The organism is Pseudomonas sp. 32A (genome assembly GCF_052682255.1).
The window spans coordinates 2,459,307-2,474,186 of record NZ_JBQYLY010000001.1; the positions used below are offsets into that span (position 1 = coordinate 2,459,307).

The following is a 14,880-nucleotide window of genomic DNA, read 5'->3' on the forward strand; positions in this document are numbered from 1 at the left end:
GCTCCAGAGGCAATGCCACTCCGCGCGGAATGACGGCATAACCTTATAAGAAAACAGTCTCGATCGGCGCTAAACAATCCTGGGGGCAATTGCACACATAGGAACGTGCATCCCTCAGGTAAATCGATAATGACCATAAAACGTTTGTCTCGCGAGCCTCGCAGCTCAATGATCTGGGCGGTGGGGCTCACCTGCCTGGTGTCGGCGCCGCCGCTTTGGGCCGAGCCTGTCGCCGTGGCCGGCAAGGTCCAGGCCCTGGCTTTTGATATTCCTGGCGCAAGCCTATCCCAGGTGCTGTTGAGCATTGTCCGGCAGAGTCGTACGCCGATCTCGTTTGACCAGGCGCAGGTCGAGGGGTTGTCGGCGCCAGCGATCAAGGGCTCGTTGAGTGTTGATCAGGCGCTGGAGCAAGCATTGCGCGGCAGTAGCCTGGGGTTTAGCCGCAACAATGGCGTACTGACGTTGCACCCCGTAGCGTCCGCGCCGGCAGCATCCGTTGTGCCGCGTGCGTCGACGTCGACGGGCACGCTGGCGACGGTAGTGGTGACCGGCACTCGCCAGACCAATGTGAAAGCCAGCGAGAGCCTGAGCCCCATCGACGTGGTGAGCAGCGAGCAACTGCAGAGCAGCGGGGCGACTGACCTGCGCGACATGCTGGTCAAGTTGCTGCCCGCGCTGACTCGACAGGCGCAGCCGTTCAATGCCTCAGCCTTGACCCATACCCAGTCGTTGCGCGGCCTGAGCCCCGACCATGTGCTGGTCCTGGTCAACGGCAAACGTCGCCACGAGACGGCCAACCTGAACATCAGTGGTGGTTTGCAGAAAGGCTCGACGGGCGTCGACCTGGACACCATTCCCGTTAGCGCCATCTAGCGCATCGAGGTGCTGCGAGACGGGGCGTCCGCACAGTACGGCTCGGACGCCATCGCCGGGGTGATCAATATCATCCTCAAGTCTGCCGACCATGGGGCGCTGTTCAACACTGATATCGGGCAGTACGGCGCCGGTGACGGGCTGTCCCAGGGCTCGGGCATCGATGGCGGGCTGGCGTTCGGCGAGAGCGGTTTTCTTAACCTGAGTGCCGAATACCGGGAGCAGGAGCGTACCGTCAGGAGTGGTATCGATAACCGCACGGGCCATCGCGACAACATTTCCATCGGTGACCCTGCCTTCCATCGCCAGTCGATGGCATACAACAGCGGCTATGGTTTTGACGATGACGTCGAGCTGTATAGCTTTGGGACCTACACCAGCCGAAAGGGCTCGTCGGCGGCGAACTATCGCCTGGGTTCGGTGGCTCCGACGATCTACCCGCAAGGCTTTACCCCGCGCCCCAATAATGACGAGGATGACTATTCGGCCGTCTTCGGCATCCGCGGTAACTCGTTATTCGATCAATGGCACTGGGACTTGAGCACCGCCTATGGCGCCGATAGACCCGAAATCAGCATGACCCAATCGGTCAACGCGGCGCTCTATCGCAACACCGGCACCAGCCCCACCAGTTTCGACCTGGCTACGTACCGCAACACCCAGTGGACCAACAATTTTGACATCGGCCGCGCTTATGACGTCGGGTTCCTTGCCAAACCGTTGAATGTCGCGCTGGGCTTGGAGCACCGGCGGGAGATCTATCAGATCAGCGCCGGCGATCCGGCTTCGTACGACCTGGGCGGAGCTGAGGGGCTTGCCGGGCTCTCACCGCTGAGTGCGGGCAAATGGTCGCGTGATGTGCTGGCGTCCTACATCGATCTGTCGTCATCGATCACCGAGAAATGGCAGGTGGACGTTGCCGGCCGCTACGAGCATTTCAGCGAGTTTGGCAGCACGACCAATGGCAAATTATCCACCCGCTATGACTTCACGCCGGGGCTGGCTGTTCGCGCCAGTGTGAGCAGCGGCTTTCGCGCGCCCTCTCTGGTGCAGGAACACTATACCGGGCTGAGCGTGGGGCCGGACATAGCCCTCGGGCTGCTGGCGGCCAATTCACCGGCCGCCAAATTGTTGGGGGCTAAGGACCTGAAACCGGAGAAGTCCACCAATTTCAACCTCGGATTGGTGCTGACCCCGCGGGACGATGTGAGCCTGAACATTGATGCCTACCAGATCCGCATTCGTGACCGTATCGTCGACAGCGGCACCTATTCGGGTACCGAGGCGATCGATGCGTTGACGCTGGCCGGTATCTCGTTGCCCGCGGGCCTGGACACGGTCAGTACGCACTACCTGGCCAATGGTGCCGACACCCTCACGCGTGGGGTCGATATCACTGGGCATTACCTCACGCCCCTTGGCGCTTATGGTGCGATTGACTGGGAAGCATCGGCCAACTTCAATCGCACCAAAGTAGAAAAGAACCACCAGGGCGCCAACGGTGACGTGCTGCTCAATGCCCAGCAGATTGCCTGGTTGACATCTTCCACCCCTCGCAGCCAAGTGTCGTTGGGCGGTACCTGGAGCCTAGATAACCTTGACGTGAGCCTGCGTCTGACACGCTATGGCAAGACTACCTCGGAGCTCGACTACACCGTTGGGCCTAACGCCTGGTCCCCTACGGAGTTCAATCACTTTGTTAACAGCCCGAAATACATCACCGACGTCGCCGTGCGTTACGCGGTGAACCGCAACCTGCAACTTAGCGCGGGCGCCGACAACGTGCTGGATGTACGCCCCGACAAGCTGCCGGCCGCGAGTACTACTTACGGCGACGTATTGCGTTACGACACCTACGGCTCACAGATCGGTTTCAACGGCGCGTTCTACTACGTGAAGGCGCGGTATCAGTTCTGATACTCAACGGATAGTGGCTGATGGGATACGACTATGACCCTTGAAACTCAAAAGGGCGGCCACACGGAGTATTCCCCGGCCGCCCTCGGTGTGCTGCTGGCTTCGGTGGTCGCCATGATGCTTGGCCCCACCGGCATCCTGCTCACTACGTTCAGTTTGTTCATCGCCCCGATGAGCCTCGAATTCAGCTGGGACCGCGCCCAGGTCGTGTTGCTGGTGACGCTGTTCGGTCTGGCGGTGGCGCTGAGCAGCCCGGTCAAAGGCTGGCTGATCGACCGCTGGGGGGCCAGGCGGTTGATGCTCGTCAGCACCGCGTTGCTGGCACCACTGCTGATGGCATTGGCGATCATCGAAGAAGTCTGGCAGCTACGCGGGTTGTTTTTGCTGCAGGGTATCGTTGCACCGGGGAATATGCCCTACGGCAAGATTCTGGGTGGTTGGTTTGTGCAGCGACGTGGCATGGCCTATGGATTGTTGGGGCTGGGGTTTGGCATCGGAGGCCCGTTCGGGTTGTGGGTGGGCCATGTGTGCATCGAGACATGGGGGTGGCGTACCACTTATTTCGTGTATGGCGTTCTGGAGGGCGGGGTGGCGTTGCCATTGTTGTGGTGGTTGTTTCGCGAGCGTGCAGCCCAAGCCGTGCAGGTAGCCGCACCTGCGGTGGAGCAGGGCATGTCCGAGTTCGACGCATGGCGAACGCCAACGTTCTGGTGGCTGTTGATCAACCAGGTGCTGACGGTATTTGTGGTGTCGAGCGTGATGACGCACGGGGTCCCAATGCTCATGGAACGTGAACTGACTCGGGGTCAGGCTGCTACGGTGCTGTCGGCGTTGTCGATCGGCATGGTGGTGTCCCAGCCACTGATGGGGGGCTTGATGGACCGCTTCCAGACGCCCAGAGTCGCGCTGCCCTTTGCCTTGATCGCCGTACTCGGCATGCTGATATTCGAGTCTGCGAACGGCTTTGCCGGCTTGTGGCTCTCGATATTCTTGATCGGCCTGGGTGGCGGTGGCGAAAGTGGTACGACCAAGTACTTCGTCGCACGCTACTTCGGTTTGCGCCGCTTCAGTGTGATCTACGGGGCGGTGCAGCCGTTCACGTTTGCCCTGTCTATCAGCCTCGGTGCCTGGCTGATTGGCGCGCTGTATGACCAGACCGGCTCTTATGTGTTGGCTGAGTGGACGTTGCTTGGTGCATTTCTGCTGGCGACGTTAATCCTGCGGGGATTCCGACCGTATCCAAGCCGCCCCGAGGTGCAGGTGAGGAGCGGTGTACCGTCAGAGCCGACAGCAAAGAGACTGGGGCAATGTGAAAGGAGCAAGTGAATAAGCAGGGGAAGGCGCAGATGTTTGGCCTCGAAAATCTGGACCACACCCGCAACCCGGTTCCACACTTGACGCTAGGGCAACATACAAGCTTCTATCAGCTAGGCCAAATCGGCTAAACGAGGGGGCGGAATTACTAATGCAGATAGTGGCGTCTCACCCGAGAGACGGCCAGTACAGGGTTTTGGCTACGACCGATGACGTCCAGAGCGACCAAGTTTTTGTCGTGCATTTGCTCCTTGAGGAGTCCGCCGGCGCCCTCGACATTTCCCTATACCAGGATCGCTTCGCAGGCCCCATGCGTGGCGAGTTCATCGCGGGCGCGAACCCTCAGGCGCAAGCGAATGCGCAGCTCCGCCTTGACCGTCTCCTGGTTCCCGCCCCACTGGTATTGCGCCTGAACGCATCAAACTCTATCCGTTCGAACATTGTGAAATTGAACAAATATTGTAGATGTGTTTTATTTGTTCCGTTGGAAGGGGTGAGCGTGAGGCTTCTTCTATTCGTTTAGGTCTGCGCACACAGATTGGGCAGGCGATCTTTATCCATGCATATGAGGTTTCCAGATGTCCGGCTCTCTGTATGACATTCCCCTGAAGCAGATTGATGGCTCTGACACGAGCTTGGGCGACTACCAAGGCAAAGTGCTGCTGGTGGTCAACGTTGCCTCCAAATGCGGCCTGACGCCGCAGTATGAGGGGTTGGAAAAACTCTACGAAAGCAAGTGCGCCGAAGGCCTGGAGGTGCTGGGTTTCCCGGCCAATAATTTCAGGGAACAGGAGCCCGGCAGCGACGAAGACATCAAGGCCTTCTGCACACTGACTTACGGTGTGAAGTTTCCGCTGTTTTCCAAAGTGTCAGTGGGCGGTGCCGACCAGCATCCGCTCTATGCCCAACTGACGGCCGCGCAGCCCGCCGCGACTGGCGACGGCCCGTTCCGCGAGCGCCTCAAGGGCTATGGCATCATCTCGGAAGACACCACCCAAGTGCTGTGGAACTTCGAGAAATTCCTGATTGGTCGTTCGGGAACGGTCGTGGCGCGCTTTGCCCCGGATGTCGCCGCCGATGATCCACGCTTGCTGTCTGCGATAGACGCACAATTGGCCCTGACGGCCTGAACCCGGTGCGTGTGATACGCAGGCTGCAATGCAGGAACGAGCCCCCATGTTGACTGTGAATGACATCGCCACGCTTCGCGCGCACACCGCGCGTGCGCGTGGCGCGCAGAAATCCATTGCCCTGGTGGCGACCATGGGCAACCTGCACGAGGGGCACATCGAGCTGATTCGCAGGGCCCGGCATTGCGCCGACTACGTAGTGGCAAGCATCTTCGTCAACCCGTTGCAGTTTGGTCCCGACGAGGATTTCGCTACGTATCCGCGCACCCTGGAGGCCGACCGACAACAGCTCGAACAAGCCGGCTGCGATCTGTTGTTCTGCCCGTCGGTCGAAGCGATGTACCCCAATGGCAAGGACGCTCAGGCGCGCGTCAGCGTACCGGGAGTGTCGTGGGGGCTGTGTGGCGGGGCGCGTCCTGGGCACTTCGATGGGATGGCAACCATTGTGTGCAAACTGCTGAATATGGTTCAGCCCGACAGTGCGCTGTTTGGCGAGAAAGACTATCAACAGTTGGCAGTGATCCGCGCCATGGTCAGCGGCCTGGATATGCCGGTTACGATTATCGGCGTTCCCACCCGTCGGGCGAGTGATGGGTTGGCCCTGTCGTCGCGTAACGGCTACTTGACGGAGCAGGAGCGCATGCAGGCGCCTCTGCTGTACGGCTATCTGCAACAGATCGCGGCCTCCATCGTCGATAGGGGGCAAGTCGATCAGCACCTGATCGATGACTGCGCCCAGCGCATTCGCCAGGCCGGCTTCCAGTTGGAATACCTTGAAGTGCGCAATGCAATCAACCTGAGCCCGATACTCGAAGGCGCCACTAAGCTGGCTGTGTTAGTGGCGGCGCGACTGGGCAAGACGCGCTTGATCGATAACGTGACGATGGCGTTGGCCGGAAACCGCTAATAATTGGACAGTTATTGAGATAGTGTTCTCATCTATGCTTATGGTTCTGTATTCGGAACATTAATCTGAGTAGGGAATTGCTTCGGTTCGTCGTAGAGTTGAGCCATGGATTCGCCCGGCAGCTTCGCTGCCAGACGCCGTGAGCAAACCCGACACTCGAAGGTGCTCCATGAGCCAAGCCGTGCTTCAAGGAATTCGCGTTATCAGTCTGTGCTCCGGCATTGCCGGTTCTGCGGCTGGCCTGCAACTGAGTGAGGCCGGAGCGCAGGTGATAATGGTCGAGCCTGCGCTTAACCCGGCCCGCGACGACGCGGTGATGTTTGCGACGCTCAATCGTGGCAAGCGCAGCATCGTGCTCGACCTTGAGGGGGCTGCCGGCCGGGCACGACTGGAGCATCTGCTCAGCGATGCGGATGTGCTGCTGCATGACTTCACGCCTGAGGTGGCACACACCCATGGCCTGGCGGACGACCTATTGACGGCGACGTTTCCCCGCTTGGTGATTGCATCCATCGGTGGCTGGCCCCGGCGTCATGCGCTGGCCAACGCCTTGCCCAGGGAAACGCTGATATTGGCGCGCCTGGGGCTGCTGGACGAGCAGCCAGGGCATCGACCGGGCCCGGTGTTCGTGCGCATGCCTTTCGCTAATTGGATGGCAGCCTGGCTGTGTGTCGTCGGGGTGATGGCGCGCCTGCTTGCCCGTGACCGTGACGGCCGGGGCGGGCCCGCCCACACCAGCCTGGTGCAGGCCGCACTGGTGCCGATGACCATGCACTGGAGCCGCGCGCAAACGCCTACCCCGGCGTTTGCCAAAGGCCTGGACAAACACATTCCCATTCCCCTGCATCAATGTGCCGACGGTCGCTGGCTGCATGTGCACTATTCGCCGGACCAGGCACCGTGGATGGCTACCGCGTTGGCCGCGTTGGGGGAGGTCGAGGTCGCTCGTCTGAACGCACTGTGGCCACCCAGCCATGTAGCACCGAACTTCGGTGCGAACAAAGCCGTGATCGCCGCGCGCCCTGCACAGGATTGGGTCGAACACTTCTGGCAGCACGATGTGGCAGCGCAAATCGCGGCGACGTTTGGCGATATTTATTTCGACGAGCAAGCCCGCCTCAACGGCTACGTGGTGCAGGTCGAGGATGAGCAGTTGGGCACGACCTGGCAGCCTGGGCGCGCTTGGCAAGTGCAGCCCCTGCCGCTCATCGGTATTGGTGCGCCACGGGCCAACGAAGCCGCGGCCGGACTACCCGAACGCCCTACGCTCGCCTCGGTAGTACCAGCCGCTGAGGGGGCGGCACCATTGCCGCCACTGCACGGCTTGAAGGTACTCGACCTGGGCGCTTATCTGGCTGGACCGTTTGCCTGCATGTTGTTGGCCGACCTCGGGGCCGAAGTGATCAAGGTCGAGGCACCCAAGGGCGACGCCATGCGCGGCCTCGAACGCGTGTTCAGCGGTACCCAGCGCGGCAAGCTGGGTGTGGCGCTGCAGTTGGGCGATACGCACACCGGGCCGGTGGTGGAGGCGCTGGTGCGTTGGGCGGATGTGGTCCACCACAATATGCGCCTGCCGGCAGCGCGCAAGCTCAAGGTCGATTACGCCTCGCTCAAGGCGCTCAACCCGCAGTTGCTGTATTGCCACGTCAGTGCCTATGGGCCCATCGGGCCGCGCGCCGATTGGCCGGGGTTTGATCAATTGATGCAAGCCGCGTGCGGCTGGGAGGTTGCGCAGGGCGGTGAAGGGCAGGCGCCCATGTGGCTGCGCTTTGGTGTCGGGGATTTTTTCGCGGGCCTGTCCTCGCTGTACGCCTTGCTGCTGGGGCTTTATCAACGCAATCGCAGCGGCACCGGGCAAATGGTCAACGCCTCTTTGCTGGGTGCCACGTTGCTCACCATGAGTGAAGTGGTGGTACGTGCAGACGGCAGCCTCACACCGTTCGAACCGATGGACGGGCAACAGACCGGCCTGGCGGACAACCATCGCTTATACCTCTGCCGCGATGCATGGATCGCCGTTGCCGTCCTGACCCCTGATGAAGTGCAGCGTTTTCACGCGCTGGTGGGCGATGCGCCCCAGGACTGGTGCGCCCGCCAACCGCGTGACACCGCGTTGGCGGCGCTGGCGCAGGCGCGTGTGCCCGCCGAAGCGGTGCTGGAGGCACAGCGCGAGGCTTTTCTCGACAACCCCGAGCACGCCGCGGCCGGCCTGCACGCTCACACAGACCACGCGGAGTATGGCCACCTGCAACAGATCGGCGAGTTCTGGGACTTCGGCGACCTGCCTCTGGCGTTGTCGCGTCCGCCGCCGGCGCTGGGCCAACACACGCGCCAAGTCTTGCAGGGGCTGGGCTTTGCCGATGACGAATTACAGCGATTGGCCGCCGATGGCTGGTTGACGCTGCAGCAACCCTGATGCTTTCTGGACACGCAGCACAAGGAGTTTCCATGGACGAGTTGGACTTCAGCGACAAAACCGTGCTGGTGGTGGGCGGCTCCAGCGGTATAGGCAACAGCATCGCGCAGAACTTTCGCCGACGCGGTGCCCAGGTGCACGTATGGGGGACGCGGGCGAATGCCGCCGGCTACGCGGACTCGGCAGATTCGGACCTCGAAGGCTTGCACTATGCCCGGGTCAACGTGGCCGATGCCGACCTGATCGAAGCGACCCGGGTGCCATTTGCGCGGCTGGATGTGCTGGTACTGGCCCAGGGCACGGTGCTCTATGACCGCCAGGAGTTTCTCACCGAAGGCTTTAAGCATGTGCTGGACGTCAACCTCACTAGCGTAATGGTTTGCGCGCAGAAGTTTTACCCGCTGCTCAAGGATGCTAAGGGCGCGCTGATCGTTGTCAGCTCGGCTGCGGCGTTCCATTCCACCCGGGGTAACCCGGCCTATAACGCCTCCAAGACCGGCGCTTTTGGCCTTACTCGCACCCTGGCCGAAGCGTGGGCGCGGGACGGTATACGGGTCAACGGCATTGCGCCTGGCTTGGTGGAAACCAAGCTGACCCAGGTCACCACCGCCAACCCCAAACGCCTCGAAAGCGCATTGCGCGGCATCCCTCTGGGGCGCTTGGGCACACCGCAGGACATGGCCAATGTGGCGCTGTTCCTGGCCTCGCCCCTAGCGGGCTACCTGCTGGGCCAGACCCTGTTGGTCGACGGCGGCATGCTGCTGGCCTGATCACTTATTGCTAGGAGAGACACCATGGCCTGGGACTTCCAGACAGATCCCGAGATTCAAGCTGAACTGGACTGGATCGAGCAGTTCGTGCGTGAAGAAGTCGAGCCCCTCGACCATGTGTTGGGCAGCCCATGGAATATCCATGACCCGCTGTTCCAGCAACTGGTCAAGCCGTTGCAGGCGCGGGTCAAGGCGCGCGAGTTATGGGCCTGCCATCTGGGGCCGGAGCTGGGCGGTGCCGGCTATGGCCAGGTGCGGCTGGCGCTGATCAATGAAATTCTCGGGCGTTCGCTGTTCGGCCCCATCGTGTTCGGTTGCCAGGCACCGGACTCGGGCAACAGCGAAATCCTTGCGCATTTCGGCACGCCCCAGCAAAAGCAGCGTTACCTGCAACCGCTGCTTGCGGGGGACATCGTGTCGTGCTTCGCCATGACGGAACCCCAGGGCGGCGCTGACCCTGCGGTCTTCACCACCGACGCGGTGCGCGAGGGCGGTGACTGGTTGCTCAACGGCCAGAAGTGGTTTGCCTCCAACGCGCGCTACGCGGCGTTCTACATCGTGATGGCGGTCACCGACAAAAGTGTCTCGGTGTACAAGGGCATGTCGATGTTTATCGTGCCCGCCGACACGCCAGGGGTGAGCATCATCCGCAACGTCGGCATTGTCGATGACCCAGCGGCCACCCATGCCTACCTGTCTTTCAACAATGTGCGTGTCCCTGCCAGTGCCATGCTCGGCGCGCCGGGGCAGGCATTTGTGGTGGCCCAGGTGCGCCTGGGCGGCGGCCGCGTGCACCACGCCATGCGCGTGATCGGCCAGGCTCAGAAAGCTCTGGATGCGTTGTGTGAACGCGCCTTGTCGCGCAACACCCAGGGCAGCCGCCTCGCCGACAAGCAACTGGTCCAGGAAAAGATCGCCGACTCCTGGATCGAACTCGAGCAATTCCGTTTGCTGGTGATGCGCACCGCCTGGCGAATCGACCAGTACCAGGATTACCAACGGGTGCGCAAAGACATCGCCGCCGTCAAGGCCGCCATGCCCAAGGTGCTACATGACATTGCCGCACGCGCCCTGCATGTGCATGGTTCGCTGGGGGTCAGCAACGAGATGCCGTTTACCGGCTACATCGTTCGCTCATTCCAGATGGGGTTGGCGGATGGGCCTACCGAGGTGCACAAAACCACCCTCGCCAAACAGCTGCTGCGCGACTACCACGCCTGTGACGAGGTGTTCCCCGCCTACCATCGGCCGACCGCCGCCGCCCGTGCCAGGGAAAAATATGCCGACGTATTGGCGCACTTCGACGAGACGCAGGCATGAACGACTGGCGGGCGTTGGTCGAGCCGGACCGTCTGGCGCGCTGGATGGATGACTGCGGCCTGGAGCACGGTCCGATCAAGGCTGCGCGGGTCCTGGCCGGCGGTACGCAAAACCTGCTCCTTCACTTTCGCCGGGGTGCGCGTGAATTCGTGTTGCGCTGCCCATCGCGGGAACTGCGCGAAGTCGGCAACACCACCATCAAGCGCGAGGCCCGACTGCTGCAGGCGTTGGCGGGTTCAGCGGTGCCGCATGCCGGGCTGATTGCTGCGTGCGCTAACCCGGATGTGCTGGGAGCGAGTTTCTACCTGATGGAGCCGGTGCAGGGCTTCAACCCCAACAACGCCGCTGGCCTGCCGCCGCTGCAGGCCAGCGACCCCCAGTTACGTCGGCGCATGGGACTGGCCATGGTGGACGCGCTGCTGCGCCTGGGTGAAATCGATCACAACGCGGTCGGGCTGGCGGATTTTGGCCGCCCTGCAGGGTTTCATCAGCGTCAGGTGGCGCGGTGGCTGGCGCACCTCGACACCGTCAAGGGTTATGACGGATGGCCGGGCGCCAGCAAGTTACCGGGCCTGGATCGGGTGGCTGCGTGGCTCAACGCACACTGCCCGCAACAGTTTGAGGCCGGCATCCTGCATGGCGACTTTCACCTCTCAAACGTGATGTTCCGCCACGACAGTGCCGAACTGGCGGCCGTGGTCGATTGGGAATTGGCCACCGTTGGCGACCCCTTGCTCGACCTGGCTTGGCTGGTGGTCACCTGGCCCGACGCCGATGGCTTCGGCGCCGGGACGATTGAGGTACATCCTTGGGCGGGCTTTTGCAGCACGGATGAATTGGTCGCCCACTACCGCGCCGGCAGTTCGCGCTCGCTGGCCGACTTCACCTGGTACCTGGTATTGGCCGGGTTCAAGCTCGGCATCTTTCTGGAAGTCAGTTATGCCCGTGCCTGCGCCGGCAAAGCGCCGATGGCCACTGGCGAAAAACACCATGCTTCGGCGTTGCGCCTGCTGGCGACGGCGTTGTGGCGCATCGCTCAATAAACCGCACCCCACGAGGAACCGCTCATGCAACTGGCAGGTAAACGCATCATCGTCACGGGGGGCGGCCGGGGTATCGGCGGCGCCATGGTCCAGGCCTTCGTTGATGAAGGCGCCCATGTGGTCAGCCTTGATCTCAGCCAATCGGCAGACCTTGCGGGGGCCGATGGCGGTTGGTCGAGAAGCCGCAGTTGTGATATCGCCGACCGGCACTCGGTGGATTCTGCCTTCGAGTGGGCCGACCAGCAGCTAGGCGGGCTTGATGTACTGATGCACGCGGCCGGTATCGCCCCCAATGCGCGTGCCGAGGCGATCACCCTGGATGAATGGGAGCAGGTCTTTGCGGTGAATACCCGTGGCACCTTCCTCACCAACCGCGCGGCCTATGAACGGCTCAAGCATGCAGGCGGGCGTATCATCAATTTTGCCTCGGCCGCCGGTGTGGTCGGCCAGCCCGGCAAGGCTCACTACGCGGCGAGCAAAGGCGCGGTACTGGCCTGGACCCGCACGGTGGCTCGGGAGTGGGGCCCACTCGGTATTACGGTCAACGCAATTGCCCCGGCAATGTGGACGCCGATGTACGAGGCAACCCGCGCCAGCATGAGTGGCGAGCAGCTGGCGCAGCATGACGCTTTCATGGCCGGGCAGTTGCCATTGGGCGGGCGCCTGGGTGACCCCGCCCGCGATCTCGCCCCGGTGCTGGTGTTTCTGGCCGGGGAGGGTTCGCGTTTTGTTACCGGGCAAACCCTGATGATCGACGGCGGGATGGTGATGCTCAGTTGAGGTTGATCAATGGTTGCGGATCAGTTGCAGGAACTCCTGGCGCGTGTTGAACGACTCGCGAAACGCACCCAGCATCACCGAGGTGGTCATCACCGAGTTTTGCTTCTCGACGCCGCGCATCATCATGCACATGTGCTTGGCTTCGATCACCACGGCCACCCCGGCAGCGCCAGTGACTTGGGTAATGCCTTCGGCGATTTGCCGGTTGAGGTTTTCCTGGATCTGCAAGCGACGGGCATACATGTCGACAATGCGCGCCACCTTGGACAAACCGAGGACCTTGCCGGTGGGCATGTAGGCAACGTGGGCCTTGCCAATAAATGGCAGCAGGTGGTGCTCGCACAGGGAGTACAGCTCAATATCCCGTACGATCACCATCTCATCGTTATCCGATTCAAACAGCGCGTCGTTGACCACTTGCGCCAGGCTCTGCTGGTAGCCGTGACACAAGTACTGCATGGCTTTCGCCGCGCGCTTGGGGGTGTCCAGCAAGCCTTCGCGCTGCGGGTCTTCACCGATACCCTGGATAATTTCGCGGTATTGCCGGGCCAGTTCTTCGTTCATGGGGCGGCCTTATTGTTTTCAGTTCAAGAAGTGCTTCAAGCCTGTGGTTGGCTCAACCCGCTCATCAACATACGGCTGAACAGCGCTGCCAGGTGACCCAGTGGTGGCCTTACTCCAACGGGATAGCTGGTCACCACGCCGTCGAGCAGGGCGCGCATGCCGAGCGCGATGGTGCCGCAGTCCTTGGCAGGCAGGGCACAGCGGCGCAGCAGGTCTTCCAGCAGATCGACGTGGGTTTGGCGCAACAGCTTGATGCTGTGTTGCTGCTCGGGTGCCAGGCTGCGAAATTCCAGACGGGCGAGGGTATGGCGCTGGTCGTGCAGGCAGTTGAACTGCAAATACAGGCGCACGTAGGTCTCCAGTTGCGGCAGGCCTTCGGGGCGCCGCACCAGGTCTTTGCACAGCAGCGCCAACAGCTCGCTTTCATGGGCCTGGATCAGCTCAAACAGTAATACCTGTTTGCTGTCGATGTGGTTGTACAGCGAGCCCACTTGCATGCCCATTGCTACCGCCAGTTGGCGCAGACTGACCGCCTGGAAACCGTGCTCGGCGAATAGCTCCTGTGCTACCTGGCGCAGTAATTGGCGGGTGCTCATGTCATCGTCGGTTTCGCCCGGCCATGGCGATGCAGACACAGCGGCAAGGCGCCTGTCGTTCATGGCCGTTCTACCGCAAGGGCCACACCCATGCCGCCACCGATGCACAAGGTGGACAGGCCTTTTTTCACATCGCGCCGGCGCATTTCATGCAGCAACGTCACCAGCACCCGGCAACCCGAAGCACCGATGGGATGGCCGAGGGCAATGGCGCCGCCGTTGACATTCACCTTGTCGCTGTCCCAACCCAGCGCCTTGCCTACGGCCAATGACTGGGCGGCGAAGGCTTCATTGGCTTCGATCAGGTCCAGGTCAGCCAACTGCCAACCGGCTTTGGCCAGGCATTTTTCGATGGCCGACACCGGGCCGATCCCCATGATCGCCGGGTCGACACCGCTGCTGGCATACGCCTTGATGGTCGCCAGCACCGGCACACCCAGGGCTTGGGCCTTGCTTGCGCTCATCAACAGCACCGCCGCCGCGCCATCGTTGATTGCCGAGGCGTTGCCTGCGGTCACGCTGCCGTCGGCCTTGAAGGCCGGTTTGAGCTTCGCCAGGCTGTCGGCCGTGGTCTGGTCGCGGGGTTGCTCATCCTGCGCAAACAGCAGCGGCTCGCCTTTGCGCTGTGCAATCGGCACCGGGGTGATTTGACTGATGAAATAGCCGGCCTCGATCGCCGCACTCGCACGTTGTTGCGAACGCAGCGCGTAGCTGTCCTGCTGTTCGCGGGTCAGCTGGAAGCGCTCGACCAGATTCTCAGCCGTAATGCCCATGTGGTAGTCGTTGAACGCATCCAGCAAACCGTCCTGCAGCAGCGAGTCGGCCAATTGCGCATGGCCCATGCGCAGGCCGGTACGCGCCTTGGCCAGCGCGTAGGGCGCCAGGCTCATGTTTTCCATGCCGCCGGCGATCACCACGTCGGCGTCGCCACAGCGGATCGCCTGGACAGCCAGGCTGACGGTTTTGAGGCCCGAGCCGCAGAGCTTGTTGACGGTCATCGCTGTCACGCCATGGGGCAGGCCGGCATTCAACGCCGCCTGGCGTGCCGGGTTCTGCCCGCAACCGGCGGTGAGCACCTGGCCCAGAATCACCTCGTCGACCAGTGCGGGGTCAATGCCCGATGAATTCAGCAGCGCGCGAATCACCAGGCTGCCCAACTCCACGGCGGGTGTATTGGCCAGTGCACCTTGAAAGGTACCGATGGCAGTGCGGGTGGCCGCGACGATAACGACATCTTGCATGGCAATCTC

At 62.0% G+C, this 14,880-nt stretch carries 11 protein-coding genes and 1 pseudogene; 9 read left to right on the forward strand and 3 right to left on the reverse strand.

What is annotated here, in order from left to right; all coding sequences use genetic code 11:
- Nucleotides 1-129 precede the first annotated feature (129 nt).
- From ACUN0G_RS11295 to ACUN0G_RS11335, 9 genes and pseudogenes are all read left to right on the forward strand, one after another.
- Nucleotides 130-2,790, forward strand: a pseudogene (locus tag ACUN0G_RS11295) (TonB-dependent receptor domain-containing protein).
- Between the two features lie 33 nt (nt 2,791-2,823).
- Nucleotides 2,824-4,116, forward strand: a complete 1,293-nt coding sequence (locus tag ACUN0G_RS11300; RefSeq protein WP_445573412.1) for an MFS transporter — start codon at nt 2,824-2,826, stop codon at nt 4,114-4,116.
- Nucleotides 4,117-4,682: 566 nt separating this feature from the next.
- A complete protein-coding gene (locus tag ACUN0G_RS11305) occupies nt 4,683-5,234 on the forward strand; it encodes a glutathione peroxidase (protein ID WP_445573413.1) in 552 nt (183 codons plus the stop codon).
- A 46-nt stretch (nt 5,235-5,280) separates the two neighbouring features.
- Complete coding sequence (gene panC / locus ACUN0G_RS11310) at nt 5,281-6,141, forward strand: pantoate--beta-alanine ligase (RefSeq protein ID WP_445573414.1); 861 nt, start codon at nt 5,281-5,283, stop codon at nt 6,139-6,141.
- A 169-nt stretch (nt 6,142-6,310) separates the two neighbouring features.
- Complete coding sequence (locus ACUN0G_RS11315) at nt 6,311-8,557, forward strand: CoA transferase (protein ID WP_445573415.1); 2,247 nt, start codon at nt 6,311-6,313, stop codon at nt 8,555-8,557.
- Nucleotides 8,558-8,589: 32 nt separating this feature from the next.
- Entirely contained in the window at nt 8,590-9,327 is a 738-nt protein-coding gene (locus ACUN0G_RS11320; RefSeq protein ID WP_445573416.1) for an SDR family NAD(P)-dependent oxidoreductase, read from the forward strand.
- Nucleotides 9,328-9,351: 24 nt separating this feature from the next.
- Nucleotides 9,352-10,647 (forward strand): acyl-CoA dehydrogenase family protein, encoded by a 1,296-nt coding sequence (locus ACUN0G_RS11325; protein ID WP_445573417.1) that lies wholly within the window; start codon nt 9,352-9,354, stop codon nt 10,645-10,647.
- Complete coding sequence (locus tag ACUN0G_RS11330) at nt 10,644-11,690, forward strand: phosphotransferase family protein (RefSeq protein WP_445573418.1); 1,047 nt, start codon at nt 10,644-10,646, stop codon at nt 11,688-11,690. Before ACUN0G_RS11325 ends, ACUN0G_RS11330 begins: the two co-directional genes overlap by 4 nt.
- Nucleotides 11,691-11,714: 24 nt before the next feature.
- On the forward strand, nt 11,715-12,470 hold the full coding sequence (locus ACUN0G_RS11335; protein ID WP_445573419.1) for an SDR family NAD(P)-dependent oxidoreductase: 756 nt from the start codon (nt 11,715-11,717) through the stop codon (nt 12,468-12,470).
- Between the two features lie 6 nt (nt 12,471-12,476).
- On the opposite strand, the gene folE is transcribed toward ACUN0G_RS11335, so the two are convergent.
- Genes folE through ACUN0G_RS11350 form a run of 3 tightly spaced genes read right to left on the reverse strand, consistent with a single transcriptional unit; the run spans nt 12,477 to nt 14,871 of the window.
- Nucleotides 12,477-13,034: a GTP cyclohydrolase I FolE gene (folE, locus tag ACUN0G_RS11340; RefSeq protein WP_445573420.1), complete on the reverse strand. Its 558-nt coding sequence runs from the start codon at nt 13,032-13,034 to the stop codon at nt 12,477-12,479.
- A 35-nt stretch (nt 13,035-13,069) separates the two neighbouring features.
- Nucleotides 13,070-13,693, reverse strand: coding sequence for a TetR/AcrR family transcriptional regulator (locus ACUN0G_RS11345; protein ID WP_445573421.1), 624 nt, complete (start codon nt 13,691-13,693; stop codon nt 13,070-13,072).
- Complete coding sequence (locus ACUN0G_RS11350) at nt 13,690-14,871, reverse strand: acetyl-CoA C-acetyltransferase (protein ID WP_445573422.1); 1,182 nt, start codon at nt 14,869-14,871, stop codon at nt 13,690-13,692. The genes ACUN0G_RS11345 and ACUN0G_RS11350 overlap by 4 nt, the downstream gene beginning before the upstream one ends.
- Between the last annotated feature and the right edge of the window lie 9 nt (nt 14,872-14,880).